Source organism: Mesorhizobium sp. LSJC280B00, assembly GCF_000502835.1.
Lineage (GTDB): Bacteria > Pseudomonadota > Alphaproteobacteria > Rhizobiales > Rhizobiaceae > Mesorhizobium.
This window is the reverse complement of sequence record NZ_AYVL01000008.1, coordinates 119816-141619: the sequence shown is the minus strand read 5'-3', so window position 1 is coordinate 141619 and position 21804 is coordinate 119816. Positions and strand designations below refer to the sequence as shown.

The following is a 21804-nucleotide window of genomic DNA, read 5'->3' as shown; positions in this document are numbered from 1 at the left end:
AGATCAGAGGACGGTCGAAGATGCCGCGCCCCTTGCATCCGGTCTCGCCGGGCATTCGAACCGTGCTCGGCATTTCGTTCTTCGTGCTGTTCGTGGCGTTCTGGGCGTGGATCACGCTTGGCGGCCACGTCAATCGCATTTTCCTTGCCGATCCGCTGTCGATGGTGAGAGACGGTTGGCGGCTGCTGGTCGAGGACCGCTTCTGGCTCGACATCCTTATCACCATCTGGCGCGTCTTCGGCGGGTTCCTGATGGCGGCCATCGTTGCCGTGCCGCTCGGCATCGTGATGGGTGCCTGGAAGCCCGTGGAGGCGTTCCTGGAGCCGTTCGTCTCCTTCGCCCGCTATCTGCCGGCATCGGCCTTCATCCCGCTGCTCATCCTGTGGGCGGGCGTTGGCGAGCTCGAAAAACTGCTGGTGATCTTCGTCGGCTCGGTGTTCCAGATCATCCTGATCATCGCGGTCAAGGTCGGCGGCACACGGCGCGACCTGGTCGAGGCGGCCTACACGCTTGGCTCGTCCGACAACGGCATCGTGCGGCGCGTGATCATGCCGGCCAATGCGCCGGAGATTGCCGAGACCCTGCGGCTGGTCCTCGGCTGGGCCTGGACCTATGTCATCGTCGCCGAGCTGATCGGCTCGTCGTCGGGCATCGGCTACATGATCATCAACAGCCAGTCGCGGCTGGCGACAGGGCAGATCATCTTCGGCATCATCGTCATCGGCCTGATCGGGCTGTTGTCCGATTTCGCCTTCAAGGCGCTCAACCGTTGGCTGTTTCCATGGAGCCTGGCGTGAGCAAGCTGCTCATCGAAAGCGTCTCGCGCACCTTCGCCGGTGTCGGCGGTGGGCAGCCGGTCAAGGCGCTGATGCCGATCGATCTGGCGGTCGCCGCCAACGACTTCATCACCATCCTGGGGCCATCCGGCTGTGGAAAGTCGACGCTGCTCAGGATCGTCGCCGGCCTCGAAGCGCCGAGTGGGGGACGTGTTCTGCTCGACGGCAGGGTGGTGGACCGGCCCGGTCCAGACCGCGGCATGGTTTTCCAGTCCTATACGCTGTTTCCGTGGCTGACGGTCGCCGAGAACATCGCCTTCGGCCTGCGCGAACGTGGAATGGCCGAGCACGAGCGCAGCGAAATCGTCGCTTCTTACGTCGATCTCGTCGGGCTGAGAGGTTTTGAAAACCATTGGCCGAAGCAGCTTTCCGGCGGCATGCAGCAGCGCACCGCGATTGCCCGGGCACTGGCCAACGATCCGGAGATCCTGCTGCTCGACGAGCCGTTCGGCGCACTCGACAACCAGACCCGCGGGCTGATGCAGGAACTGCTTCTCGGCATCTGGGAGCGCCGGCAAAAAACGGTGCTGTTCGTCACCCACGACATCGAGGAGGCGATCTTCATGGCGTCGCGCGTGGTCGTGATGACGGCACGGCCGGGCCGCATCAAATCGGACGTTGCCGTCGACCTGCCGCATCCGCGCCACTACACGCTGAAGACCAGCCCGGAGTTTTCGGCACTGAAGGCGCGGCTGACAGAAGATATCCGCGTCGAGGCGATGCGCACGGCGCAGATATAGTCGGGTCAGCAAGGCGCCTGAACGGCTCAGAGACTTCGTAAGTCCTTGATAAGCACGTAAAGATGCAGCGGGTCCGTCGGCGATTGCGCGAATCCGTAGCGCTCGTAAAACGTGCGGGCGCCGTCGTTCTTGGCGTGGACGACGACCTTGCGGACACCTGCAATATCGGCCGCCTGCAAACTGCGCAGGACGGCATCGCGCAACAGTCCGCCGCCGACGCCTTTGCCTTGCCAGTCCAGACTGACCGCAAGACGCGCCAGCAGCATTACAGGCACCGGATGGCGTGCGAGACCTTTCGTCAATCGCTCGGGCGCGCCCTCATATTTAACTTCACCAACGACCAGGGTATAAAAGCCGATCACATCTTCGCCAGAGAGACCAATGTAGGTCTGCGAAGCATTGGCTTGCTGGTTTTGGAATGCATAGCGTACGAGAAAGCGATTGAGCGGTTCTTCACCGCAGTCGAACATGTCCACCAAATGCGTGCGGGCCAGTTTCTCGATCTGGAATTCGCTCACGCTGGATCGCGACCGGAAAAGATGCTTGGTTCGTTCAATAGGTGCTTGAGGCGGGGGAGATCACGCGTTGGCGCGTCGAGCGCTGCCATGAACGCGACCCATTTTTCGGCGTCGAGATGGAAGCTGCGCCGGTCGGCTAATGTTTCTTCGGCTCGCGCAAGCGCGCTTTCAAGCACGAAATCGCTGAGCGAACGGCGTTCAGTAGCGGCGGCGGTTGCGAGTGTACGCTTTGCCTGGGGGGTAAGGCGCAAGTCCAGTTTTTCCGATCTGGTGGTTCTGGTCATTGGTACCTCTCGATTGAAGGATACCACGCCAGACAATGTCATGACAATGCGGCCGCGCCCGCGAAACGTGCTGGATCAAGCCGCTAGAAGCTGCTTGCGGTCGACGCGTTCCTGTTGCGGCGAGCGGGCGTACAACTCGCGATAGCATTTGGAGAAATGCGAGGCGGAAACAAAGCCGCAGGCGACCGCCACTTCGACCACCGGCAACGACGACTGGATCAGCAGGTGCCGGGCGCGGTCGAGGCGGATCTCCAGATAGTAACGGGCAGGGGAGCGCCCCATCTCGGTGCGGAACAGGCGCTCAATCTGCCGGCGCGACAGGTCGACATGGTCAGCGACCTCGATCAGCGAGAGCGGCTCGGAGAGATTGGCTTCCATCAGCTCGATAATGGTCAGAACCTTGGAATTCTGCACGCCAAGGCGGGCGCGCAGCGGCAGGCGCTGGCGGTCGGTCGGGCTGCGCACGCGATCGGTCAGCACCTGCTCGCAGACGCGGTTGACGAGGCTTTCGTCGAAATCGTCGCCGATCAGCTTCAGCATCATGTCGAGCGCGGCGGTGCCGCCGGCGCAGGTGTAGATGTTCTGGTCGATCTCGAAGAGGTCGGCGAAGACATTGGCCTTGGGGAACGCCTCGGAAAAGCCCGGCAGGTTCTCCCAATGGATGGCGCAGCGCTTGTTGGACAGCAGGCCTGCGGCGGCCAGGATATGCGCGCCGGTGCACAGGCCGCCGACGGCAACGCCGCGATTGTACTCCTCGCGCAACCAGGCAAAGGCCGATTTGTTCTGGTAGCGCTCGACATTGATGCCGCTGCAGACGATGGCCATGTTCGGCCGGTCCGGTCCGGACATTTTCTTGCGCTCTTCCTCCAGCGAGGTGTTGACGGCGCATTCGACGCCGTTCGAGGCGCGCACCGGCTTGCCGTCGATGCTGGCGAGCCGCCAGCGATAGGCTTCATAGCCGAGCATGCGGTTGGCCGAACGCAATGGATCGAGCGCCGTCGCGAAGGCGATCATGGTGAAATCGGGGACCAGGAAGAATACGAACGATCGCCGGATCGGGTGCTTTACGACGTTCACGGGTAGATCCTCACGCTGCAATGGCGCGAACAGGATGTCGCGATTAGCATAGCGACATCAGGAAAGACGTTTCCTGTCAATTGGCTAGATGGCAACGGAGCGACTTTATTTGCGACACGGGTCGCAAATGGGCAATCGCTATGCGGCGAAGGACGCGACATGCCGCCGGATCGACCAAACGAGCCTACGCAGTCTGCGCACACGAAAACGCCGCCTCGGCAAAACCGAAGCGGCGCTGGATCGACTTCGAAGCAGCGCTAGGCTGCTTCCGCCGGGATTGCCGCGTCTCAGGCGACGAAGCCGAGGCGCGCGGCAGCCATGGCACCGGTCTGGCCAGGCATGGTGTTGGCCAGGCGCTGGCGCTCGAGCGCGGTCGTCAGGTTCATTTCGCGACGGGCAAAGAGGCGGGCAAAAAGCTTCATGATCATCTCCATTCGGTTGCTCAGACGGGTCGCCTTCGCTTGATGGAGTGGGGCAGCTCGTTTGTTGATGATGATATAGGCTTACGTGAGGGGAAACTAAATCGCAAAAGCGAAGCACTTGATATGAAAAGCGACACGGAATGCGACAAATTTGGGCATTCTGCCCCGGATTTTCGATTATTTACAATGTGTTGATTGCCAGTGCGGGCTGCTATGCGACTTGCTCATATGCGGCATGCGACGGCGACATGGCTCGGGAAAATCATTGGAGTACAAACAAAAAGGCCTGCCGGGCTGATCTGCGCGGCAGGCCTTCAGCTGTTGATACACACGGTTTACTTTGCTCCAGCCCAGGATCCCACACCATGGCGAGTGCCGGCCTTGGCATCGGCAGCTTCAGGCCAGCCGATATCCTTCTGCAGTTCAATCGGCAGCGCGCGGATGGCGCGTTCCGTCTGGTAGCGGGCACGGGCCTCGCTGAACTCGGTCGCGATCCGACCGATGGATAACAGGATAGACATCTCATTCTCCTTCGCGTTGGGCCGGGTTGTCCCGGCGCTTGCAGCGTCAGGCGGTACACCGGGTTTGTTTCAGCTTCATTTCGTGTCGATTGCAGGTCCGTGTCATGGTTGTTTCGGGACCACTTCGATGCGTCCTGCCTTCGATGGAGTTGACTATCCTCCCAAACTGATGTTCAATCAAACGAAATGGAATGATGGTTTGCATCAGAAAAATTGAAGGTCGCTTGCCATGAACGCCCCACTCAATCATCCGCTGCCGCTGCTCGATCTGGATGTTCTGCGCACTTTCGTCGCGATCGCCGAGACCGGCAGCTTCACCACTGCGGCCAATGCGGTCTTCCGCACGCCGTCGGCCGTCTCCATGCAGATCAAGAAGCTGGAGGACATTCTCGGCCGCTCGGTGTTCGCGCGCGACGCCCGTTCGGTGACGCTGACCACCGATGGCGAGATGCTGCTCGGCTATGCGCGCCGGCTGCTGTCGATCAATCGCGAGGTGGTGTCGAAGTTCATCATTCCAGACATTGTCGGGGTGGTGCGGCTCGGCTCGCCGGACGATTACGGCGAACGTGTGCTGCCGCATGTGCTGAAGCGGTTCGCACAGTCGCATCCATCGATCGCGGTCGACGTCACCATCGACCAGAGCGTCAATCTGCGCCGGCGCATGGACGACCGGGCGCTCGACATCACGCTGCTCACCAACTCCTACAAGACCAGCGCGATCGGCGCCGAAGTGCTGCTCACAGAGCCGATCGTCTGGGCCGGTGCCAAGGGCGGTTGCGCGCATCTGCGCGAGCCGCTGCCGGTCTCATTGTGGGAAGAGGGCTGTGCCTGGCGGGCAGGGGCATTGGAGGCGCTTGGCCGCGAGGGCCGCAATTACCGTATCGCCTATATGAGCGCGCACACGGCCGGCCAGCGCGCCGCGATCATGGCGGATCTTGCGGTGGCGCCGCTGCCGAAATCCTTCCTCGGCAGCGACATGGTCGAGCTGTGCCCGAAGGACGGCATGCCTGACATCGGCACCTACAACCTCGCCATGGTGGTGACGCCGGACGCCAGCGCGCCGGTGAAGGCAGTCGCCGACCATATCCGCGCGACGTTTGAGATGTTCAGGGAAACTGGGAAGTTCTGACCCAAACTACGACCTGAGCGGCGCAACCAGATCGCGAGGGGTTCCGTCGCGGTCTGCCCTTTGCAGCGACAACTCTCCTGCCTTGGCATGATAACTGTAAGTTTCGTTGGTCAAGAAGGCCACTATACTGTCCCGCGCGCGTCGCGCCTCCGGCATGTCGATCAACGGCCAGACATGGAACATGCCTTGCTCGTGGACGACCTCAATTTCGACGCCGGCCGTGCGTGCCTTTTCCGCGAAGATCAGATTGTCGGGGGTGAGCAGATCGCGTGAGCCGGTCAGCAGCAGCGTTTTGGGCAGCACCGACAGGTCGCCGTAAACCGGGCTGATGCGCCAGTCGGTGGGATCTATGCCGGCGCTGTAAAGCCGGATCGCCTCGCGGCCGCCGGCAATGCCCAGCCACGGATCGTTGCGTTCGGCCTCATACATTTCTGGGTTGGCGAGCGACACGTCGAGACCGGGCGAAATCAGCACGTGGCGTGATGGCAAGGGCAGGCCATTTTGCGCAGCCATCATCGTCAGCACGACGGCCATGTTTCCGCCGGCGGAATCGCCCATGAAGATGATATCAGTCGCCCTGGTTTCGCCGAACATCTGGCGGTAGACGGCGCCGACCATGCCGAACATGGCGTGAAAATCGTGTTCGGGAGCAATGGGATAGATCGGCACGGTGATACCGAACCCGAGGCGGTCGGCCATGTCGGCGATCAGCCGCCAATGATAGGGTGTGATTTCAAAGACATAAGCGCCGCCGTGCAGGTAGAGAATCCGCCTCCGCTCACCAGCCTGGGGAGCGATCTCGTAGACGGGAAAGCCGTTGATCGCGCGGGTTGTGATCTCCAGGCGTGACCGCAGCGACGCAGGCGGCTGATGGTTTTCCGTCTTGCGCGCATAGGCGATCCAGCGCTGCAGGTTCTCGGGGCTGGAAAACGCCTTCTTGCGGCTGTACCTGAGGACGAACGACACGACGTGGCTTTTGAGACTGGGCATGCAGATACACGGACTTCGGCTGAGCCGACTAAGAGAACCCCGACTATTTCGAAGATTGTGTCGCCACCAAAAAAGTCAAGATTGATGCAATCTCAACACGGTCGTTTGATCCCAGCTGTCGACAAAGCGTCCGGCCATGAAGTCTCTGGCCTACCGGCGCAGCTCAACGCCGCGGCAGCAACGCGGCGCGCAGCCAATTGCTGGGTGCAGCCGGAGCCGCATTGCGGCTCCGGCGAATACCGAGCAGCTTGCATTTGTCGATGAATTTCATCCGCGCTGCATGCCCCATCCGACCGAAAGCTGCCTTTCGCTCGAACGCGGCGACACCGGCCAGCCAATGTCCTTTTGGATCTCAGGCGGCAAGCTGTTGAGGATGCGCAGCGACTTGCGCGCTTCGCGTGTTTTCTTGAAGGCCGCACCATAGCGGCCGAGGCTTTCGAACATCGACATCTTGATCTCCTTGGAGCGTTGCGGTGGCCGAAAACTGTTTCCGCCTGCCGTTCGATGCCGGTTAAATGCTCCGCCTATGTATCTGGCGGATTTCACGAAAACGCGATTTCGTTTCCAGATCGGCGCGATCTGGAAACATTTGCATACAAATGAAAATGGAAGGTCTGACAGCCTAGCGGAGGCGAGTCATCCCCGCCCGCGCCGCGCGGCGTGGCCTTCGCGCGAACGCCGCCGCGGGGCAGCGTCGCCGGCAATGCCGTCTTCGCTCACCGTCTTGCGCGGCGGCAGTTTCACCGCCGCCGACAGCTTGGGAAACGGGTCGATCTTGTTCGGGAGCGCCATGGCATAAACGAAATGTTCCTGGAATTTCGGCTCCAGCGCCGTCTCGATCTTCTCGATCTTGCTAACGGTTTCCTCGATCTCGCGGCGATAGCCACGGTTCAACAGCGCCATGCGGGCGCCGGCGCCGGCCGCATTGCCAACGGCCGAGACCTTGTCGAGGTCGCAATCCGGAATCAGGCCCAGCACCATTGCGTATTTCGGGTCGATGAACGAGCCGAATGCGCCGGCGAAGTGGATGCGGTCGACATGATCGGTGTGCTGCTTTTCCATCAAAAGCTTGGTGCCGGCATAAAGGGCGGCCTTGGCAAGCTGGATAGCGCGCACATCAGTCTGGGTGATGGTGATCTTGGGCTCGCCTTCCTTCAGCACATAGGAGAAGGTGCGGCCATTGGCGACGACGCGAGGCGAGTGGCCGCTCAGCGATCCATCGACGACGCCGTCCTCGGAGATGATGCCGGCGAGATACATCTCGGCGACCACCTCGATGATGCCGGAGCCGCAAATACCGGTGACGCCGGTCGCCTGCACGCTGTCGAGGAAGCCCGGCTCGTCGGACCAGAGTTCCGAGCCGATGACGCGGTATTTCGGTTCCAGCGTTTCAGGATCGATGCGGACGCGCTCGATGGCACCCGGTGCGGCGCGCTGGCCACCGGAGATTTCCGCACCTTCGAACGCCGGGCCAGTTGGCGATGAGGCCGCCACGACCCGCTGGCGATTGCCGAGCACGATCTCGGCATTGGTGCCGACATCGACGATCAGCATCATCTCGTCCTGGCGGTGCGGCCCTTCCGACAGCGTCACTGCGGCAGCGTCCGCGCCGACATGGCCGGCAATGCAAGGAAGCATATAGAGCCTGGCGCCCTGGTTGAGCTTCAAACCGATATCCGATGCCTTGATGTGCACGGCGCCGGAGACGGCTAGCGCGAAGGGGGCGCCGCCGAGCTCGGTCGGATCGATGCCGAGGAACAGATGGTGCATGATCGGATTGCCGACGAACACGGAATCCAGGATGTCGTTGCGTTGGACGTTGCCTTCGGTGCAGACCTTGTCCACAAGCCCCGAAATGGCCTCGCGCACGGCGACCGTCATGCCTTCGCGGCCGTCCGGGTTCATCATCACGTACGAGACACGGCTCATCAGATCCTCGCCGAAGCGGATCTGCGGATTGGATGTGCCCGACGAGGCGGCGACGCGGCCCGACAGCAACGACACCAGATGCATGGCGATCGTGGTCGAGCCGATATCGCAGGCAAGGCCGTACGCCTCGTTCTTGAGGCCGGGCCACAAAGCGATGACCCGTGCGGTCTCGCTGTCGGTGTCCTTGTGGATGGCGGCGGTCGCGGTCCAGTTGCCTTTGCGCAAAATGCCTTGCACCTGCGGCAACAGATGGAAATCGAAATCGAGGCTCTTGAGGCCCCAGTCCTTCATCAGCGCGATCTTCAGACGGTCGAGGTCGCCGAGCGGCTTGTGCATGTCGGGTTCTTCGATCTCGACATAGCACATGCGGATTGCCGCATCGCGGGCGATGACCCTGGTGTCGGCGTCCTTGCGGATGGTCTGCGCGTTGATGACGGTGTCCTGCGGCACGTCGACGACGAGATCGCCGAGAATCTGCGCCGAGCAGGACAGCCGGCGGCGCTCGGGCAGGCCGCGTACGCGCTCGTAGCGCTCTTCCTTGGCGCCCTTGGGCGAGAGGTGATCGTTGGAGGAAACGATCTTGTGCTTGGCGAAATTGCCTTCCTGCACCTCGATCTGGCAACGACCGCAAGTGGCACGCCCGCCGCACACGCTCTCGACATAGACACCGAGCTGGCGCGCGGCATCCAGAACCGGCGTGCCGACCGGAAACCGCCCGCGCTTGCCCGACGGCATGAACAGCACGAGCGGATCGGTGATGTTGACGGGAGAGTTCATACGTTCCAGACTTTACTTTCTACGCAGCTCGGGTCTTGGCCACGGCAGCGATGCCGCTGTGTCTCGGTTCCTCCCCAGTCCTAGGCCCCATATCGTGTCGGCCAAGACCTGGCTCAACCCCGCGCCATACGCGCTTCGCGGCCGCCGCGCCTGCGTCCGCCATTGCCATTGCCATCGCCCGGCGCGTTGACCTGCGTCCGGGCGGCAACGGCCTGGCCGCCTTCAGCAGGCTTGTAGTCCTTGTAGGTCCTGATCCAGTTGGTGCAGTTCTCGTCGGTGCCGTTCAGCACGTTGGCGCCGCGCACCGCTTCCATTTCCTGCGGCCGCACCGGGTTCATGATCGCCGAGGTCATGCCGGCGCCGATCACCATCGGGATGAAGGCGGCGTTGATGCCATGACGGTGCGGCAGGCCGAACGAGATGTTGGAGAGGCCGCAGGTGGTGTTGACCTTGAGCTCCTCGCGCAGCCGGCGTAGCAGGGCAAATACCTGGCGGCCGGCATCGCCCAGCGCGCCGATCGGCATGACCAGCGGGTCGACGACCACATCATGCGCCGGAATGCCGAAGTCGGCACAGCGCTGAACGATCTTCTTGGCGACGGCGAAGCGCACATCGGGGTCCATCGAAATACCGGTCTCGTCGTTGGAAATGGCGACGACGGGAACGTTGTATTTCTTGATCAACGGCAGGATGGCTTCGAGCTTTTCCTCCTCGCCGGTGACGGAATTGACCAGCGGCCGGCCCTTGGCGACCTTCAGCGCCGCTTCGATTGCCGCAGTCACGGAGGAGTCGATCGACAACGGCAGGTCGACCAGGCCTTGCACGATCTCCAGCGTCTGCACCAGCAGCGCCGGCTCGGTGGCGTTGGGATCGACTGCAGTGACGCCGGCATTGACGTCGAGCATGGTCGCCCCACAGGCGGCCTGCTCCAGCGCATCCTTGATGACGGTCTCAAAATTGCCGGCGATCATTTCGGCGGCCAGTTTCTTACGGCCGGTCGGGTTGATGCGCTCGCCGATCACGCAGAAGGGCTGATCGAAGCCGATGATGATTTCTCGTGTCGCCGAGGCGACGATGGTCCGGGTCATGAAATCTCTCCATCGTGATATAAAGAGTTCTTTATATCGTTATCTGTTTCTGATCAAGCGAATGCTGACGATTCGCGCTGTCAATGCGCGGTCTTGACCATGTCGACCTGGGTTTCAGTGAGGTCGTCATGCAGTATGTGGTCGAGCCGGTCGGCAACGAGCTGGTCGTCGCGGCGGATTTCGCGTTTCCACGGCCGGCGACCCTTCAGCACGCCGGATTCGTCGACGATCTCGGCGACGTATTCTTCCTGGCGGTAGGCCATCACATGGACGCCGGATACACCGGGAATTTCCTTCACCTCATTGATGATGTCGATGCAGAGCTGCTTGCCTTCCTTCTTCTGATCCTGGGCGCCTTCCAGGCGCTTGACGATCTGATCGGGAATGTGAATGCCCGGTACGTTGGAGCGGATCCATTTGGCCGTCTTGGCCGAGGCCAGCGGCCCGACGCCGCACAGGATGAAACATTTCTCGGTATAGCCGAGATCGCGGACCTTCTGCATGTAGGTGCGGAACATCGGTACGTCGAAGCAGTACTGGCTCTGCACGAACTGCGCCCCGGCGGCGATCTTCTTGCCCAGCCGATAGGGCCGGAAATCGATCGGCGGCGCGAACGGGTTGATGGCCGCGCCAAGGAAAAGCTGCGGCGGCGTCGTGAGTTTTCGGCCGGACAGGAATTTGCCGTTATCGCGCATAACGCGGCAGGTTTCGAGCAGCGACATGCAGTCGAGATCGAACACCGGCTTGGCGCCGGGCTGGTCGCCGGCCTGCACGCCGTCGCCGGTCAGGCACAGCATGTTGGCGACGCCCATCGCAGCACCCCCAAGCACGTCGCCCTGGATGGCGATGCGGTTCCGGTCGCGGCAGGCGATCTGCATGATCGGGGCATAGCCCATGCGGGTCAGCAGCGCGCAGATGCCGACCGACGACATGTGGCAGTTGGCGCCGGAAGCATCGACGGCATTGATGGCGTCGACCCAACCGTCGAAAATCCTGGCGCGGTTGTAGACGTCTTCCGGATCGGCGCTGTCGGGCGGATTGAGCTCGGTCGTCACTGCGAACTCGCCGCGCCTGAGGACGCGTTCCAGCCGGCCACGCGAGGTGTGGCCGGGCAGGGGATCGAGCGGCAAATGGATGCCGGCCGGATTCTCGTCTGGCTGACGGCCGATCATGCCGACGCTCCGGTCTTCGTAGTGTTCCGGGCCGCATTGCGGGCGGCCGCGGCCTGCGCGGTGACCCGCAGCCAGGCGGAGGTTTCGCGCAAGGACTGATCCACCGGCTTCTGCACGTCAAAAATCTTGTCGCCATGCGCCATGTTCTGCGAGCCTTCCCAGGCTTTGACCCAGACGCAAGGCATGTCAGGCTCGACTTCGCAATTGCCGTTGGCGCGGACACCGCCGCAAGGGCCGTTGCGCAATTGTTTGGGGCAGTTCATCGGGCACGACATGCCGGTCGAGGAAAGAATGCACTGGCCGCACATGCGGCAGTCGAACATGAAGCCCTTGACGCGCTTTTCGACGAATTTCACCGGCCCTTCGACACGGCTGTAGCCGATGCCCTTCCACAGCGGATGGAGGAGCAGGAACATGTCGGCGAATTTGCCGTAGAACCATTCGAGCAGCCGCGAATGCCGCACCGACCAAAGCCGCACCGCGAAAGAGCGCTGCACACGTCGCTGCGGCGACACGTCGGCCGGCTTGTAGTCGGATTTCGGCGCCGCCTTCTTGACGATGGTCGCCTGGGTCACGCCGGCTTGAGCCGTCGTCGCCGGCATTGATTGGGGATCAGACATTTTCTTTGCCGCCCGCCTTGACCAGAGCGACCAGCCGCTCACGGTCGTATTTCGCATCGAGCTCCCGAAGAGCCTTCTCTGCCTCGGCTTCAAGATCGTCACTGACTGCGACGGGCTCTGCCTTGCGCCATTCGGCAAGATAGTCGTCGGTGCCGCCGGCGCCGGTGCGCATGGCGCACATGTCGATCGCCTCGGTGAAGCGCAACGGCAGTTCGCGCTTGGCGTTCTGCCGGCCCTTCTTGACGATGACCTGGGCGGGGATGTCGCGCCAGTAGACGACGATCAGATCGGCCATGAATTCCTGCTCCTGCAGAGCGCCGTGCGTCCAATCGGACGCATAAACGATGCTCTACCATTTAACTCCGCTGCATCGTGCTCTCCGAAGATCGATTCCGATCTTTTGGCCAATGCAGTGGTTTCGAGCATTGCCGGAAGCGCTGTTGGGCTGCTTGTTATGGGACGACGCGGGGGCCTTCAAAAGCGACGCAATCGACGGCCGCGGTTGAAAGCGGAGTTTCTTCCAGCACTGGTCAGCCGGCGCGGCCATCGTAGCTGCCGACCAGCTTCCTGTGGAAGCGCACGTAACCTCGTTCGGTCGTGCGTAAATGCTCCGCGACGATGTCATGGAAGCGCGGCAGGCGGTGGAAGGGAACGGCCGGATAGGAATGGTGCTCGGAATGGTACGGCATGTTCCAAGCCACGAAGCGCACCAGCCTTGTGGTGAAGGTGGTGCGGGTGTTCTCGAGCATGTTGGCGACATGCGGGCACAACGCGTGCTCGGCCAGCAGGTAGGCACGCAAAAACGGCTGTCCGACCAGCACCGGCAAGATCCAGACCCACAACAGCAGCGCCGACTGCGCGGCGAGCGATGCGGCCAGCAATGCCGCATGGCCGATCAGGAACAGCCGTGCTTCGGCAACCACCTTGCCGCGGCCCTTTTCCGGCACAAAGCCGTCGCGGTTGCGGCCCGCCGCATTGGTTGCGATCACACGGCCCATGGCGATCCAATAGGGGCCGCCTGACAGATAGCGCAGATATTGGCTGATGGTCTCCGGCTTCGGGGCCATCAGTTCGGGGTCGTTGTCCGGGTCGTGCGTATGGCGGTGATGGGCGAAATGGAAATAGCGGAACCATTCCGGCGGCAGCAGGATCAGGAAGCCGGCCACGGCGGCAACAGCGCGATTGAGCCACGCCGTCCTGAACGCCGTTTCATGGATGGTCTCGTGCAACAGCGTGAAGAAGAAGACGATCAGGATTCCCTGCGGCAAGACGAGCAGCGGCCAGAACGGGACGCGGGCGGCGATCAGCGCGCCTAGCAGGATAACCAGCCCGGCATGGACCGCCAGCCGGACAATGCCTGGCCGGTCAACCCTGGCGGTGAGGTCGCGACGGTCCTCGACCGAAAGGCCGGCAATGATGGTGCGGTGGTCGATGTCGCTCATGATGCAATGTTAGTGGCGGGTGGCTGTCCGGTAAATCGGCGCGTCACCAGACGCCGTTCCTTATCCCCGTCCAGAGATAAAACCATACCGTCGGATGATACCATTGTTTCGAAGGCAGGCCGGGATCCACCGTGCCGACCTTGCCGGCCAGCGCATCCCTGACCGCTTCGACGCAGATGTCGCGCGAGAAGGCCGCCTGCCGCAACGCGTAGCTTGAAATTGTGTCGCCCGGCTGCGGTTTGCCACGCGTCTGCCGCAGCACGCCGCCAGTGTCGACGCCGGCGTCGACCAGATGTACGGTGGTGCCGAAGTTCTCCGCATCGCCTGAAGCCAGCGCCCAGTAGCCGCCATTCATGCCGCGATATTTCGGGGCGATGCCGGCGTGGTAGTTGAGGACCGGGCAAGGGATTTTCGCCAGCGTCTGCCGCGACAGCAAGCGGCAGCCGGCGAGCAGCACCACACCCGGCTGGATTTCCGCGATCGCCTGCAGGCACTCCGGCGCGTTGGCCGACGAGACATAAATGATCTTTTGCCCAGGCTTCGGTTCGGTTTGCAGCTTCTGCCCGGCGGCAAGCCGTGCTGCGTGGCCGGCGAAGAAGCGCTTGCCGAGGCGCGTCAGCACCATCCTGCCGAGTTGACCGATGGCCGAGGTCCAGCCTTGCCGCCGCGCCCGCGCGAGAAGCAATTGCTTTTTGGATTCAGGAGCTTCGAGGATGACGCTGACCGGGCCGAGTTGATCGGCGACGGCGTTGACGATCGCCCAGATATGCGGGCCGCCTTCGGTGACGACGACGATCGGCCGTTGGTTTGTTTTCGACAGTGCCATGCTCTGCGACCCCCCCGCAAAGAACCTGTTCTTTGCGCGCGAATGCTAGGCTGACCGGGTTAACCCCTGGTGATCGGGGCTCAGCGCTTGAATTCGAGGATATCGAGCTTCGATTCGTAATAGGGCGCCGGGAACTCGATGCGCCATTCACTGGCGCTGTTGCGGAAGGCATAGCCGACCTGATCGCTTTCCGGGCCGCTGCCGTAGGGCTTTGCCGGATCGTCGTTGACGTGGAAGGAACCGAGATAGATCGCGCGTTTCTCGCCATCGTCGAAGAAGCGGCCCTTGGTGCGCTGCGAGCCGGTGATCTTTTCCAGTCTCCAGCCGGAGCCGTCGTCACTCACCTTGCATTTGAACCAGCCATAGATGACGAGCGGGCTCAATCCGCCGGCCTTGATGGTGCGGCATTGCCATTTGCCGGTCAGGTCCCTGTCAGAGAAGGGAACCAGCGGCTTTGCCAGCAAAGCGTCGAGCTGCTTGACCTCGGCGGGATCGCCGGCCTTCGCCTCGTCAAGCGCTGCCTTGCGCGTCTCGCCATATTTGTTGAGCCGCGCCTTGTCGGCAGCCGTTATCAGCTTCTGCACCTCGCCATCGGCCAACGCGGGCATGGTCAAGCAGAGGACAGTTGCTGCGGCAAACATGAGGCGAGCGATCATCGGTGGCGTTTCCCTTTTGTTGGCTGGAGCAGGCTGTTTTCTTGTCTGGCGCATACCTTAATGTTTCGCCGCGTTCTGTCATCCGTGCCTGAGCATCGACAGCAGAAACGAGGTGCAAAAGAATGCGGATCTTGCTGACGGGATCGTCCGGTTGGCTGGGCAGCGCCTTGGCGCCGCGCCTGCGGGCTCTTGGTCATGACGTCACCGGCCTCGATCCCGTCCCATCCTCGGAAACGCGAATCGTCGGCTCAGTCGCCGATCGCGACCTGGTCATGAGGGCGGTCGAGGAGAACCGCATCGAGGCCATCATCCATAGCGGCGCGCTGCACAAGCCTGACATCGAACGTCATCGCAACGAGGATTTCGTCGAGACGAATGTGCGCGGCACGCTCAACCTGCTCGATGCGGCAGCAGCTTTTGGCGTTCAGCGCTTCGTGTTTACGTCGACGACATCGCTGATGATTTCCGAGTCCATACGCACCGGCTTCACCGGCGGGGCGCGCAAGGCGGCATGGCTGACGGAAGACATGTCGCCTGAACCGCGCAACATCTATGGCGTCACCAAGCTTTCAGCCGAACAGCTCTGCCGGCTCTATCATTTGCAGTTCGGCCTGCCGGTGATCGTGTTGCGCACCGCCCGGTTTTTTCCCGAGGCGGACGACATGGCGCACGTGATCGAACAGTCGGATGCCAACACCAAGGCCAATGAGCTGTTGTTCCGCCGGCTGACGGTGGAGGACGCAGCCGACGCCCACATCGCTGCCCTGGAGAAAGCGCCGCAATTGGGCTTCGACACTTTCATCATCTCGGCACCGACGCCTTTCCAGCCCGAAGATTGCGCGGCCTTGATCGCCGACGCGCCGTCGGTCGTCGCGCGCTATTTTCCGGATTATCCGGCACTCTACACGAAGAAAGGCTGGACGATGTTTTCGTCGATCGACCGGGTCTACGATGCGTCGCGGGCGAGGAAGCGGCTGGGTTTCGTCTGCAAGACGAGCTTTGCCGATGTGCTTGCCGCCCTGGCGATCGAATAGAAGCGCGGCTATCATCGCAAAACGTTTGCGCGGGGAGGTGCATGTTGGGGGTGACGATCCATTTTGAGGGACAGCTGCGCGAAGACGAGCACTACGCTGTGCTATTGCGGGAAGTGGAGGCGTTTGCTGTCACTCGAGGCTGGCCGTTTCGGAAAATAGACGAAGCCGAAATGGTTCTCCATCGGGTCGTTGATGAACGCAGCGTGGACTATCTCGGCCCGGTTATAGGAATAGAGCTTCTGCCGCATCCCAAGTCGGAGCCCCTTCGGTTCGAGTTCGACAGGCACCTCTTCATGCAGCAATTTTGTAAGACCCAGTTTGCCGGGTCGGACGCGCATATCGAAATCATCGAGCTGCTCCGCAAAGTTGCTCCTCTTTTCGACAAGCTCGATGTCTTTGATGAAGGCGAGTACTGGGAACTGGGCGACTCCTCAATTCTGCAAGTCAACCTCGACACCGTCGAAGCCCTGATTGCAGAGGCGTTGCGCAAGGATCCAACTGCAAGGGGACCGATCCGGTTAGAAAACGGCCGCGTTGTCGATTTCGTGTCGGATCCGCAACCGGCGAGCAAATAATCCGAAGCGGGGCGTCTAACGGACGTCCTCCGGATGTGAGGCCACCCGCTTAAGTTCGCCCGTCAGGTCACCATAGCCGGTCGAGCGCCGCTCATAAGCGAGGCCGAGCATTTTCGCCGCCTTTTCGGCGACCTTGTCGAGTTCCGGGTCGTCGGTCTGGGCGATATAGATCAGCTTCTCGTAATTGCCGAAATAGTCCTTGATCAGCTCCGGGTGCTTGTCCAGACCGAGCGGCTTCATGAAGAAGGCATCGAATTGCCGGCAGAGGAAATCGGTCATGTAGAACGACATCATGTCGTCATCGGCGACCTTCGCATAGGCATCCATGCCCTGGTAGAAGGCAAAGCAATGCGGCCCGGCCATACGCTCGACGCCGTGCTTCTCGCAGATCCGGTCGAGCAGGCCACCCGTGCCGCAATCGGCATAGCCGACGAATATGTGTCTGTAGCCGTCGGTCTTGGCCTTCTCGATAGCCTTGTCCATGGCCGGCGCGATGCGGTCAGGATAGAAATGGAACTCCGCCGGCAAGCAGGTCAGGTCGAGATGGTCGAGCCCGAGCTGCTCCTTGACCGCCAAAACTTCGCGCGCAATCATCCCGCAGGCGATGACGAGCAGCCTGTCGCCTTGATCGGATTGTTGTTTTCGCGCGGTAGTCATGGAACCAGTCTAATCCATCTTCGTTGCTGTCCAGCGAATTTATATCCTGAGGGAGACACCATTCATGAAATTGTTCCGCGTCGCGCCAATCGCTATTCTCGCCTGCGCCTTGGCTGTTTCGGCCTGCGCCAACACGGTGCGCGGCGTCGGTAAGGATATCAAATCCACTGCGAAGGCTGTTGACGATACCGTCAAGAAACCCTGATCCGCACGGCTCTAAATATTTGGGAATAAAAAAGCCGCACTGCAAGGCGCGGCTTTTCTCGTCGGTGCCGGACTTATTGGCTCAGGCCGAAGCGCGGACGTTGTGCTTGCGCTTCATGAAGTCCTTGGCGGTCTCGACCGCCACCGCGGCGTCGCGGCAATAGGCGTCGGCGCCGACGGCTTTGCCGAATTCCTCGTTGAGCGGTGCGCCGCCGACCAGCACGACATAGTCATCGCGAATGCCCTTTTCCTTCATCGTATCGATGACGACTTTCATGTAAGGCATGGTCGTCGTCAGCAGCGCCGACATGCCGATGATGTCGGGCTGGTGCTTTTCGATGGCATCGAGATATTTTTCGACCGCATTGTTGATGCCGAGGTCAATGACATCGAAGCCGGCGCCTTCCATCATCATGCCGACCAGATTCTTGCCGATGTCATGGATGTCGCCCTTGACGGTGCCGATCACCATCTTACCCTGCTTCGGCGCGCCGGTGGCGACAAGCAGCGGACGCAGGATGAACATGCCGGCCTTCATCGCGTTGGCCGACAGCAGCACTTCGGGAACGAACAGGATGCCGTCGCGGAAGTCCTCGCCGACGATGCGCATGCCCTCGACCAGAGCCTCGGTTAACACCTTGTAAGGCGCCCAGCCGCGCTCGAGAAGGATATTGGTGCCTTCCTCGATTTCTTCCTTCAACCCGTCATAAAGATCGTCGTGCATCTGCTGCACCAACTCGTCGTCGGAGAGTTCCGAAAGGATGATCTCGTCGTCGGCCATTTTTTCTCAGGCTCCTTGCCGGCTACAACTGTTGCGGCAGCTTAAAAATATCGCGTCAATACCTAACCCGCACGGGCCGGTTGTCCATAGCTGATTTGCGACTTCCCGCAAAACGAAAGCGACCGTAAATCTCTTGGAATTCTTGTCGATTTTGCGACAGGCGTTGGCGCTGGCGGGCCGTTTCGAATAGGGTGCATGGCTACGATCCGGCCAGAGACCGCAATATGCGGCCGCAAACGGATTTCAGGCCGGTGCAAGAGCCCGGCCGGAGTAAATCAGGCCAGAACGAAAGCCAGGGAAGAACGATTATGAGTGAGAACGCGCCGGTCGATCAGGAAGCGTCAAACGCACGGCGCGGGCGCGCTGCCAGCGGTGGCGCCGCAGCCCGACGGGCTGCACGTTCGGGCGGCGGCCCCGGCACACAGCTCACCTATATCAAGCGCAAGATCAACGTCTATGAAGTGCTGGACGAGGAAGGGCTGGCGCTGATCGAAAAGAACACCGACACGGTGCTGGAGGAGATCGGCATCATCTTCCGCGACGACGCCGAGGCGCTGCAGCTTTGGAAAGAGGCGGGCGCCGACGTCAAGGGCGAGCGGGTGCATTTCCCCAAGGGCCTCTGCCGCTCGCTGTTGAAGACCGCTCCGTCCGTCTATACCCAGCACGCCCGCAACGGCGAGCGCTCGGTGCAGATCGGCGGCAACGCGACAGTGTTCGCGCCGGTCTATGGACCGCCCTTCGTGCGCGATCTCGACGGCGTCAGGCGCTATGCGACGATCGAGGATTTCCGGAATTTCGTGAAACTCGCCTATATGGCGCCGTCGATCCATCATTCGGGCGGCACGGTTTGCGAGCCGGTCGACGTGCCGGTCAACAAACGGCATCTCGACATGGTCTACAGCCATATCAAATATTCGGACAAGCCGTTCATGGGCTCGGTGACCGCGCCCGAGCGCGCTGAAGATACGGTGGCGATGGCCAAGATCGTGTTTGGTGACGATTTCGTCGAGAACAACACGGTGCTGATCAGCCTGATCAATGCCAACTCGCCGATGGTCTTCGACGAGACCATGCTGGGAGCGCTGAAGGTCTATTCGCGCCACAATCAGGCCTGCATCGTCACGCCGTTCATCCTTGCCGGTGCGATGAGCCCGGTGACGGTCGCCGGCACGCTGACCCAGGTTTTGGCCGAGGTTCTGGCCGGGGCGTCGTTCACACAGCTGATCCGGCCGGGTGCGCCGGTGCTGTTCGGCACCTTCGCCTCGTCGATCTCAATGCAGTCTGGCGCGCCGACCTTCGGCACGCCGGAGCCGTCGCTTGTCTCGTATGGCGCCGCACAGCTTGCCCGTCGGCTCGGCCTGCCGTTTCGCACCGGCGGTTCGCTCTGTGCTTCAAAAATCCCCGATGCGCAGGCCGCCTACGAGAGCGCCAACACGCTCAACTCGACGATCCTCGCCGGCACCAACTTCGTGCTGCATTCGGCCGGCTGGCTCGAGGGCGGTCTCGCCTCCTGCTACGAAAAATTCATGATGGACATCGACCAGCTCGGCATGACGCAGAAGTTCTCCGAGGGTGTCGACCTGTCGGAAAACGGCCAGGCGATGGATGCCATCCGCCAGGTCGGCCCAGGCAGCCACTATCTCGGCTGCGATCACACCCAGGCCAATTTCCAGACCGCGTTCTACCGCTCCAACATCGCCGATAACAATTCCTACGAGCAGTGGCTGGCCGAAGGCGAAAAAACCGCGCCGCAGCGCGCCAACGAGCTCGCGCGCCGCTGGCTCGAAAGCTACGAGGCGCCGTATCTCGATCCGGGCATCGACGATGGGCTGAAGGACTTCATCGCCAGGAAGAAGTCGTCGATGGCCGACGCCTTCACCTGAAAGGAGCCCGAATCAGGCGGGGCTAAAGTCGCCAACATCATCCACAAGGAAGTCTGGCGGAGTGCCTTCTCCGACCCGGACAAGAAGGGGTGATCCCGAGCGCGGCATGACTGAAACCATCGCGGCAGCGCTTTCCGCCTCCGGCCTCATGCTTCGCGGCGGCTTCAATTTTGCAGGTGGTGAAGAAACACCCTCCGGTCTCTCCGGCGTCGCCGCCAAATCCGTGCTGCTGGTGGGGCAGGCGGGTGCCGCACCTTGGCCGCACTTCCTGCGCTGGTTGGAGAAACAGTCACAGCCGATCGACGATCCGCTCGACAGATGGTCGCGCGAAGTGATCGGCGCGGTGGCCGGAAAATTCGGGGCGCGCGCCGTGTCACCGTCCGACAGGCCTTATCTGCCGTTCCAGCAATGGGCGATGCGTGCGGAGGGGCTGAAGCCGTCGCCGCTCGGCATTCTCATGCATCCGAAATACGGGCTCTGGCATGCCTATCGCGGCGCGCTGCTGTTCGAAAATGAGATTGCGCTCCAAGAACCCCACGACGTGATTCACCTTTGCGATACATGTTTGGAAAAACCTTGCCTGAAATCCTGTCCGGTCGAGGCTTATTCTGCGAATGGTTTTGCACATGAAACCTGTCTGGCCCATGTGCGCGGGCAAAACGGCGCGCCCTGCCGGACCGGCGGCTGCCTCGAACGCAACGCCTGTCCTTACGCTACCGATTATCGCTATCCGGCCGAGGTTCAGGCCTTTCACATGGCAGCATTCGCGCGTCTGTAGCGTCGCCGAATGCCGCACGAAATCTTGAAGCAGATCGCCTCATTACAGCTTGCCGCGACGGTCACCGCGGGTATCTATCGCACGTCAGATCAACGGAGCGGATGATGGCCACGCAAGCGATGCAGATCAAGACAAGCGACGGCATTGCCAAGGCCCGGCTGTACCGTTCGGCGGCCCCAGCCAAGGCAGCGATCATCCTCTACATGGACGTTTTCGGTCCGCGACCGGCGCTTGATCAGATGGCGGAGCGGCTTACGGGCGAGGGCTATGCGGTGCTTGTGCCGGACCTTTTTTACCGCAATGCGCCCTACGGTCCGTTCGATCCCAAGACTGCGTTCGGCGACGAGAGGAGCAAGGCCGCCATCACAGGTCTCCTGGGCGGCACGACCCAGGAGATGACGATCCGCGACAGCGGCGCTTTCCTCGATGTGCTCGCTGCCCAGGGCCTAACCGGGCCGGTCGGCATTGTCGGCTATTGCATGGGCGGAGCGCGGGCGCTGAACGCGGCGGCCAGCTATCCCGATCGCATCGCCGCCGCGGCCACTTTTCACGGCGGCAATCTGGCTGGTGACGCAGCCGACAGTCCGCATCGGAAGGCCGCCTCGGTCAAGGCAAGGGTCTATATCGGCACTGCCGGTGTGGACCGCAGCTTTCCGCCGGAGCAATCGGCGCGGCTGGCCGAAACACTGCGCGCCGCCGAGGTCGATCATGTCATAGAGAACTATGCCGGCATGGCGCATGGCTGGTGCATGCCGGACCATAGTGCCTTCGATGCAGCCGGCGCCGAACGCCACTGGAAGCGGCTGACGACGCTGTTTGCGGAGACGCTCGGCCAAGGCACGCCAACCATTACGACGTGACCGCC

Annotated in this window: 26 protein-coding genes; 9 read left to right on the top strand and 17 right to left on the bottom strand. The window is 61.7% G+C overall.

Annotation, left to right across the window (positions count from 1 at the left end; translation table 11 throughout):
* Positions 1-20: 20 nt before the first annotated feature.
* Positions 21-797 carry an ABC transporter permease gene (locus X773_RS53055; RefSeq protein ID WP_023676527.1) on the top strand — a complete coding sequence of 259 codons (777 nt, stop codon included), beginning with the start codon at positions 21-23 and terminating at the stop codon, positions 795-797.
* Complete coding sequence (locus tag X773_RS53050; RefSeq protein ID WP_031211730.1) at positions 794-1576, top strand: ABC transporter ATP-binding protein; 783 nt, start codon at positions 794-796, stop codon at positions 1574-1576. Before X773_RS53055 ends, X773_RS53050 begins: the two co-directional genes overlap by 4 nt.
* A gap of 26 nt (positions 1577-1602) precedes the next feature.
* Here the strand turns inward: X773_RS53050 and X773_RS53045 are convergent, their stop codons facing one another.
* The 5 genes from X773_RS53045 to X773_RS53030 all read right to left on the bottom strand — a co-directional run bounded on the left by X773_RS53045 (position 1603) and on the right by X773_RS53030 (position 4398).
* Positions 1603-2094, bottom strand: a complete 492-nt coding sequence (locus X773_RS53045) for a GNAT family N-acetyltransferase (protein ID WP_023676525.1) — start codon at positions 2092-2094, stop codon at positions 1603-1605.
* Entirely contained in the window at positions 2091-2378 is a 288-nt protein-coding gene (locus X773_RS53040; protein ID WP_023676524.1) for a DUF1778 domain-containing protein, read from the bottom strand. The genes X773_RS53045 and X773_RS53040 overlap by 4 nt, the downstream gene beginning before the upstream one ends.
* Positions 2379-2453: 75 nt before the next feature.
* Entirely contained in the window at positions 2454-3392 is a 939-nt protein-coding gene (locus tag X773_RS53035) for a GlxA family transcriptional regulator (protein WP_348625928.1), read from the bottom strand.
* Positions 3393-3742: 350 nt separating this feature from the next.
* Entirely contained in the window at positions 3743-3877 is a 135-nt protein-coding gene (locus tag X773_RS79030) for a hypothetical protein (protein WP_013894968.1), read from the bottom strand.
* 335 nt (positions 3878-4212) lie between these two features.
* A complete protein-coding gene (locus X773_RS53030) occupies positions 4213-4398 on the bottom strand; it encodes a hypothetical protein (protein ID WP_023676522.1) in 186 nt (61 codons plus the stop codon).
* Positions 4399-4627: 229 nt separating this feature from the next.
* On the opposite strand from X773_RS53030, the gene X773_RS53025 reads away from it, so the two are divergent.
* Positions 4628-5527, top strand: coding sequence for a LysR substrate-binding domain-containing protein (locus X773_RS53025; protein ID WP_023676521.1), 900 nt, complete (start codon positions 4628-4630; stop codon positions 5525-5527).
* Between the two features lie 6 nt (positions 5528-5533).
* Here X773_RS53025 and X773_RS53020 read toward each other — a convergent pair whose 3' ends face one another.
* The 10 genes from X773_RS53020 to X773_RS52975 form a co-directional block, all read right to left on the bottom strand.
* The gene (locus tag X773_RS53020; protein WP_023676520.1) at positions 5534-6517 is read right to left on the bottom strand and encodes an alpha/beta hydrolase; all 984 of its coding nucleotides are present in this window, start codon (positions 6515-6517) and stop codon (positions 5534-5536) included.
* Positions 6518-6784: 267 nt separating this feature from the next.
* A complete protein-coding gene (locus X773_RS53015; RefSeq protein ID WP_023676518.1) occupies positions 6785-6967 on the bottom strand; it encodes a hypothetical protein in 183 nt (60 codons plus the stop codon).
* 186 nt (positions 6968-7153) lie between these two features.
* Positions 7154-9223 (bottom strand): ASKHA domain-containing protein, encoded by a 2070-nt coding sequence (locus X773_RS53010; RefSeq protein WP_023676517.1) that lies wholly within the window; start codon positions 9221-9223, stop codon positions 7154-7156.
* Positions 9224-9336: 113 nt separating this feature from the next.
* Positions 9337-10311 carry a methyltetrahydrofolate cobalamin methyltransferase gene (locus X773_RS53005; RefSeq protein WP_023676516.1) on the bottom strand — a complete coding sequence of 325 codons (975 nt, stop codon included), beginning with the start codon at positions 10309-10311 and terminating at the stop codon, positions 9337-9339.
* Positions 10312-10391: 80 nt separating this feature from the next.
* The gene (locus tag X773_RS53000; RefSeq protein WP_023676515.1) at positions 10392-11483 is read right to left on the bottom strand and encodes a methylenetetrahydrofolate reductase; all 1092 of its coding nucleotides are present in this window, start codon (positions 11481-11483) and stop codon (positions 10392-10394) included.
* A complete protein-coding gene (locus X773_RS52995; RefSeq protein ID WP_023676514.1) occupies positions 11480-12103 on the bottom strand; it encodes a methylenetetrahydrofolate reductase C-terminal domain-containing protein in 624 nt (207 codons plus the stop codon). The genes X773_RS53000 and X773_RS52995 overlap by 4 nt, the downstream gene beginning before the upstream one ends.
* Positions 12096-12398: a virulence factor gene (locus X773_RS52990; protein ID WP_023676513.1), complete on the bottom strand. Its 303-nt coding sequence runs from the start codon at positions 12396-12398 to the stop codon at positions 12096-12098. Before X773_RS52990 ends, X773_RS52995 begins: the two co-directional genes overlap by 8 nt.
* A gap of 235 nt (positions 12399-12633) precedes the next feature.
* Positions 12634-13545 carry a fatty acid desaturase gene (locus tag X773_RS52985; RefSeq protein ID WP_245274690.1) on the bottom strand — a complete coding sequence of 304 codons (912 nt, stop codon included), beginning with the start codon at positions 13543-13545 and terminating at the stop codon, positions 12634-12636.
* Positions 13546-13588: 43 nt separating this feature from the next.
* Positions 13589-14371, bottom strand: a complete 783-nt coding sequence (locus X773_RS52980) for a formyl transferase (protein ID WP_023676511.1) — start codon at positions 14369-14371, stop codon at positions 13589-13591.
* Between the two features lie 80 nt (positions 14372-14451).
* Positions 14452-15027 carry a DUF4893 domain-containing protein gene (locus tag X773_RS52975; protein WP_023676510.1) on the bottom strand — a complete coding sequence of 192 codons (576 nt, stop codon included), beginning with the start codon at positions 15025-15027 and terminating at the stop codon, positions 14452-14454.
* A 122-nt stretch (positions 15028-15149) separates the two neighbouring features.
* On the opposite strand from X773_RS52975, the gene X773_RS0137830 reads away from it, so the two are divergent.
* Positions 15150-16061 carry an NAD(P)-dependent oxidoreductase gene (locus tag X773_RS0137830; RefSeq protein ID WP_031211725.1) on the top strand — a complete coding sequence of 304 codons (912 nt, stop codon included), beginning with the start codon at positions 15150-15152 and terminating at the stop codon, positions 16059-16061.
* 44 nt (positions 16062-16105) lie between these two features.
* Positions 16106-16636 (top strand): hypothetical protein, encoded by a 531-nt coding sequence (locus tag X773_RS52970; RefSeq protein ID WP_156937334.1) that lies wholly within the window; start codon positions 16106-16108, stop codon positions 16634-16636.
* Between the two features lie 15 nt (positions 16637-16651).
* Here the strand turns inward: X773_RS52970 and X773_RS52965 are convergent, their stop codons facing one another.
* Positions 16652-17293, bottom strand: a complete 642-nt coding sequence (locus tag X773_RS52965) for a DUF1638 domain-containing protein (protein ID WP_023676508.1) — start codon at positions 17291-17293, stop codon at positions 16652-16654.
* Between the two features lie 64 nt (positions 17294-17357).
* Here X773_RS52965 and X773_RS52960 point away from each other — a divergent pair, with 64 nt between their 5' ends.
* The gene (locus tag X773_RS52960; RefSeq protein ID WP_023676507.1) at positions 17358-17498 is read left to right on the top strand and encodes an entericidin A/B family lipoprotein; all 141 of its coding nucleotides are present in this window, start codon (positions 17358-17360) and stop codon (positions 17496-17498) included.
* A gap of 81 nt (positions 17499-17579) precedes the next feature.
* Here X773_RS52960 and X773_RS52955 read toward each other — a convergent pair whose 3' ends face one another.
* The gene (locus X773_RS52955) at positions 17580-18278 is read right to left on the bottom strand and encodes a B12-binding domain-containing protein (protein WP_023676506.1); all 699 of its coding nucleotides are present in this window, start codon (positions 18276-18278) and stop codon (positions 17580-17582) included.
* A 308-nt stretch (positions 18279-18586) separates the two neighbouring features.
* On the opposite strand from X773_RS52955, the gene X773_RS52950 reads away from it, so the two are divergent.
* The 3 genes from X773_RS52950 (at position 18587) to X773_RS52940 (ending at position 21799) form a co-directional block, all read left to right on the top strand.
* On the top strand, positions 18587-20161 hold the full coding sequence (locus tag X773_RS52950; RefSeq protein ID WP_023676505.1) for a trimethylamine methyltransferase family protein: 1575 nt from the start codon (positions 18587-18589) through the stop codon (positions 20159-20161).
* 106 nt (positions 20162-20267) lie between these two features.
* A complete protein-coding gene (locus tag X773_RS52945; RefSeq protein WP_023676504.1) occupies positions 20268-20939 on the top strand; it encodes a ferredoxin in 672 nt (223 codons plus the stop codon).
* A gap of 104 nt (positions 20940-21043) precedes the next feature.
* The gene (locus X773_RS52940) at positions 21044-21799 is read left to right on the top strand and encodes a dienelactone hydrolase family protein (RefSeq protein WP_023676503.1); all 756 of its coding nucleotides are present in this window, start codon (positions 21044-21046) and stop codon (positions 21797-21799) included.
* Positions 21800-21804 lie beyond the last annotated feature (5 nt).

Bases quoted from the DNA above. Each gene is read 5' to 3' on its own strand.
- X773_RS53055 (WP_023676527.1), top strand. From the start codon at position 21: ATGCCGCGCCCCTTGCATCCGGTCTCGCCGGGCATTCGAACCGTGCTC.
- X773_RS53040 (WP_023676524.1), bottom strand. From the start codon at position 2,378: ATGACCAGAACCACCAGATCGGAAAAACTGGACTTGCGCCTTACCCCC.
- X773_RS53035 (WP_348625928.1), bottom strand. From the start codon at position 3,392: ATGATCGCCTTCGCGACGGCGCTCGATCCATTGCGTTCGGCCAACCGC.
- X773_RS79030 (WP_013894968.1), bottom strand. From the start codon at position 3,877: ATGAAGCTTTTTGCCCGCCTCTTTGCCCGTCGCGAAATGAACCTGACG.
- X773_RS53030 (WP_023676522.1), bottom strand. From the start codon at position 4,398: ATGTCTATCCTGTTATCCATCGGTCGGATCGCGACCGAGTTCAGCGAG.
- X773_RS53025 (WP_023676521.1), top strand. From the start codon at position 4,628: ATGAACGCCCCACTCAATCATCCGCTGCCGCTGCTCGATCTGGATGTT.
- X773_RS53020 (WP_023676520.1), bottom strand. From the start codon at position 6,517: ATGCCCAGTCTCAAAAGCCACGTCGTGTCGTTCGTCCTCAGGTACAGC.
- X773_RS53015 (WP_023676518.1), bottom strand. From the start codon at position 6,967: ATGTCGATGTTCGAAAGCCTCGGCCGCTATGGTGCGGCCTTCAAGAAA.
- X773_RS53010 (WP_023676517.1), bottom strand. From the start codon at position 9,223: ATGAACTCTCCCGTCAACATCACCGATCCGCTCGTGCTGTTCATGCCG.
- X773_RS53005 (WP_023676516.1), bottom strand. From the start codon at position 10,311: ATGACCCGGACCATCGTCGCCTCGGCGACACGAGAAATCATCATCGGC.
- X773_RS53000 (WP_023676515.1), bottom strand. From the start codon at position 11,483: ATGATCGGCCGTCAGCCAGACGAGAATCCGGCCGGCATCCATTTGCCG.
- X773_RS52995 (WP_023676514.1), bottom strand. From the start codon at position 12,103: ATGTCTGATCCCCAATCAATGCCGGCGACGACGGCTCAAGCCGGCGTG.
- X773_RS52990 (WP_023676513.1), bottom strand. From the start codon at position 12,398: ATGGCCGATCTGATCGTCGTCTACTGGCGCGACATCCCCGCCCAGGTC.
- X773_RS52985 (WP_245274690.1), bottom strand. From the start codon at position 13,545: ATGAGCGACATCGACCACCGCACCATCATTGCCGGCCTTTCGGTCGAG.
- X773_RS52980 (WP_023676511.1), bottom strand. From the start codon at position 14,371: ATGGCACTGTCGAAAACAAACCAACGGCCGATCGTCGTCGTCACCGAA.
- X773_RS52975 (WP_023676510.1), bottom strand. From the start codon at position 15,027: ATGATCGCTCGCCTCATGTTTGCCGCAGCAACTGTCCTCTGCTTGACC.
- X773_RS0137830 (WP_031211725.1), top strand. From the start codon at position 15,150: ATGCGGATCTTGCTGACGGGATCGTCCGGTTGGCTGGGCAGCGCCTTG.
- X773_RS52965 (WP_023676508.1), bottom strand. From the start codon at position 17,293: ATGACTACCGCGCGAAAACAACAATCCGATCAAGGCGACAGGCTGCTC.
- X773_RS52960 (WP_023676507.1), top strand. From the start codon at position 17,358: ATGAAATTGTTCCGCGTCGCGCCAATCGCTATTCTCGCCTGCGCCTTG.
- X773_RS52955 (WP_023676506.1), bottom strand. From the start codon at position 18,278: ATGGCCGACGACGAGATCATCCTTTCGGAACTCTCCGACGACGAGTTG.
- X773_RS52950 (WP_023676505.1), top strand. From the start codon at position 18,587: ATGAGTGAGAACGCGCCGGTCGATCAGGAAGCGTCAAACGCACGGCGC.
- X773_RS52945 (WP_023676504.1), top strand. From the start codon at position 20,268: ATGACTGAAACCATCGCGGCAGCGCTTTCCGCCTCCGGCCTCATGCTT.
- X773_RS52940 (WP_023676503.1), top strand. From the start codon at position 21,044: ATGGCCACGCAAGCGATGCAGATCAAGACAAGCGACGGCATTGCCAAG.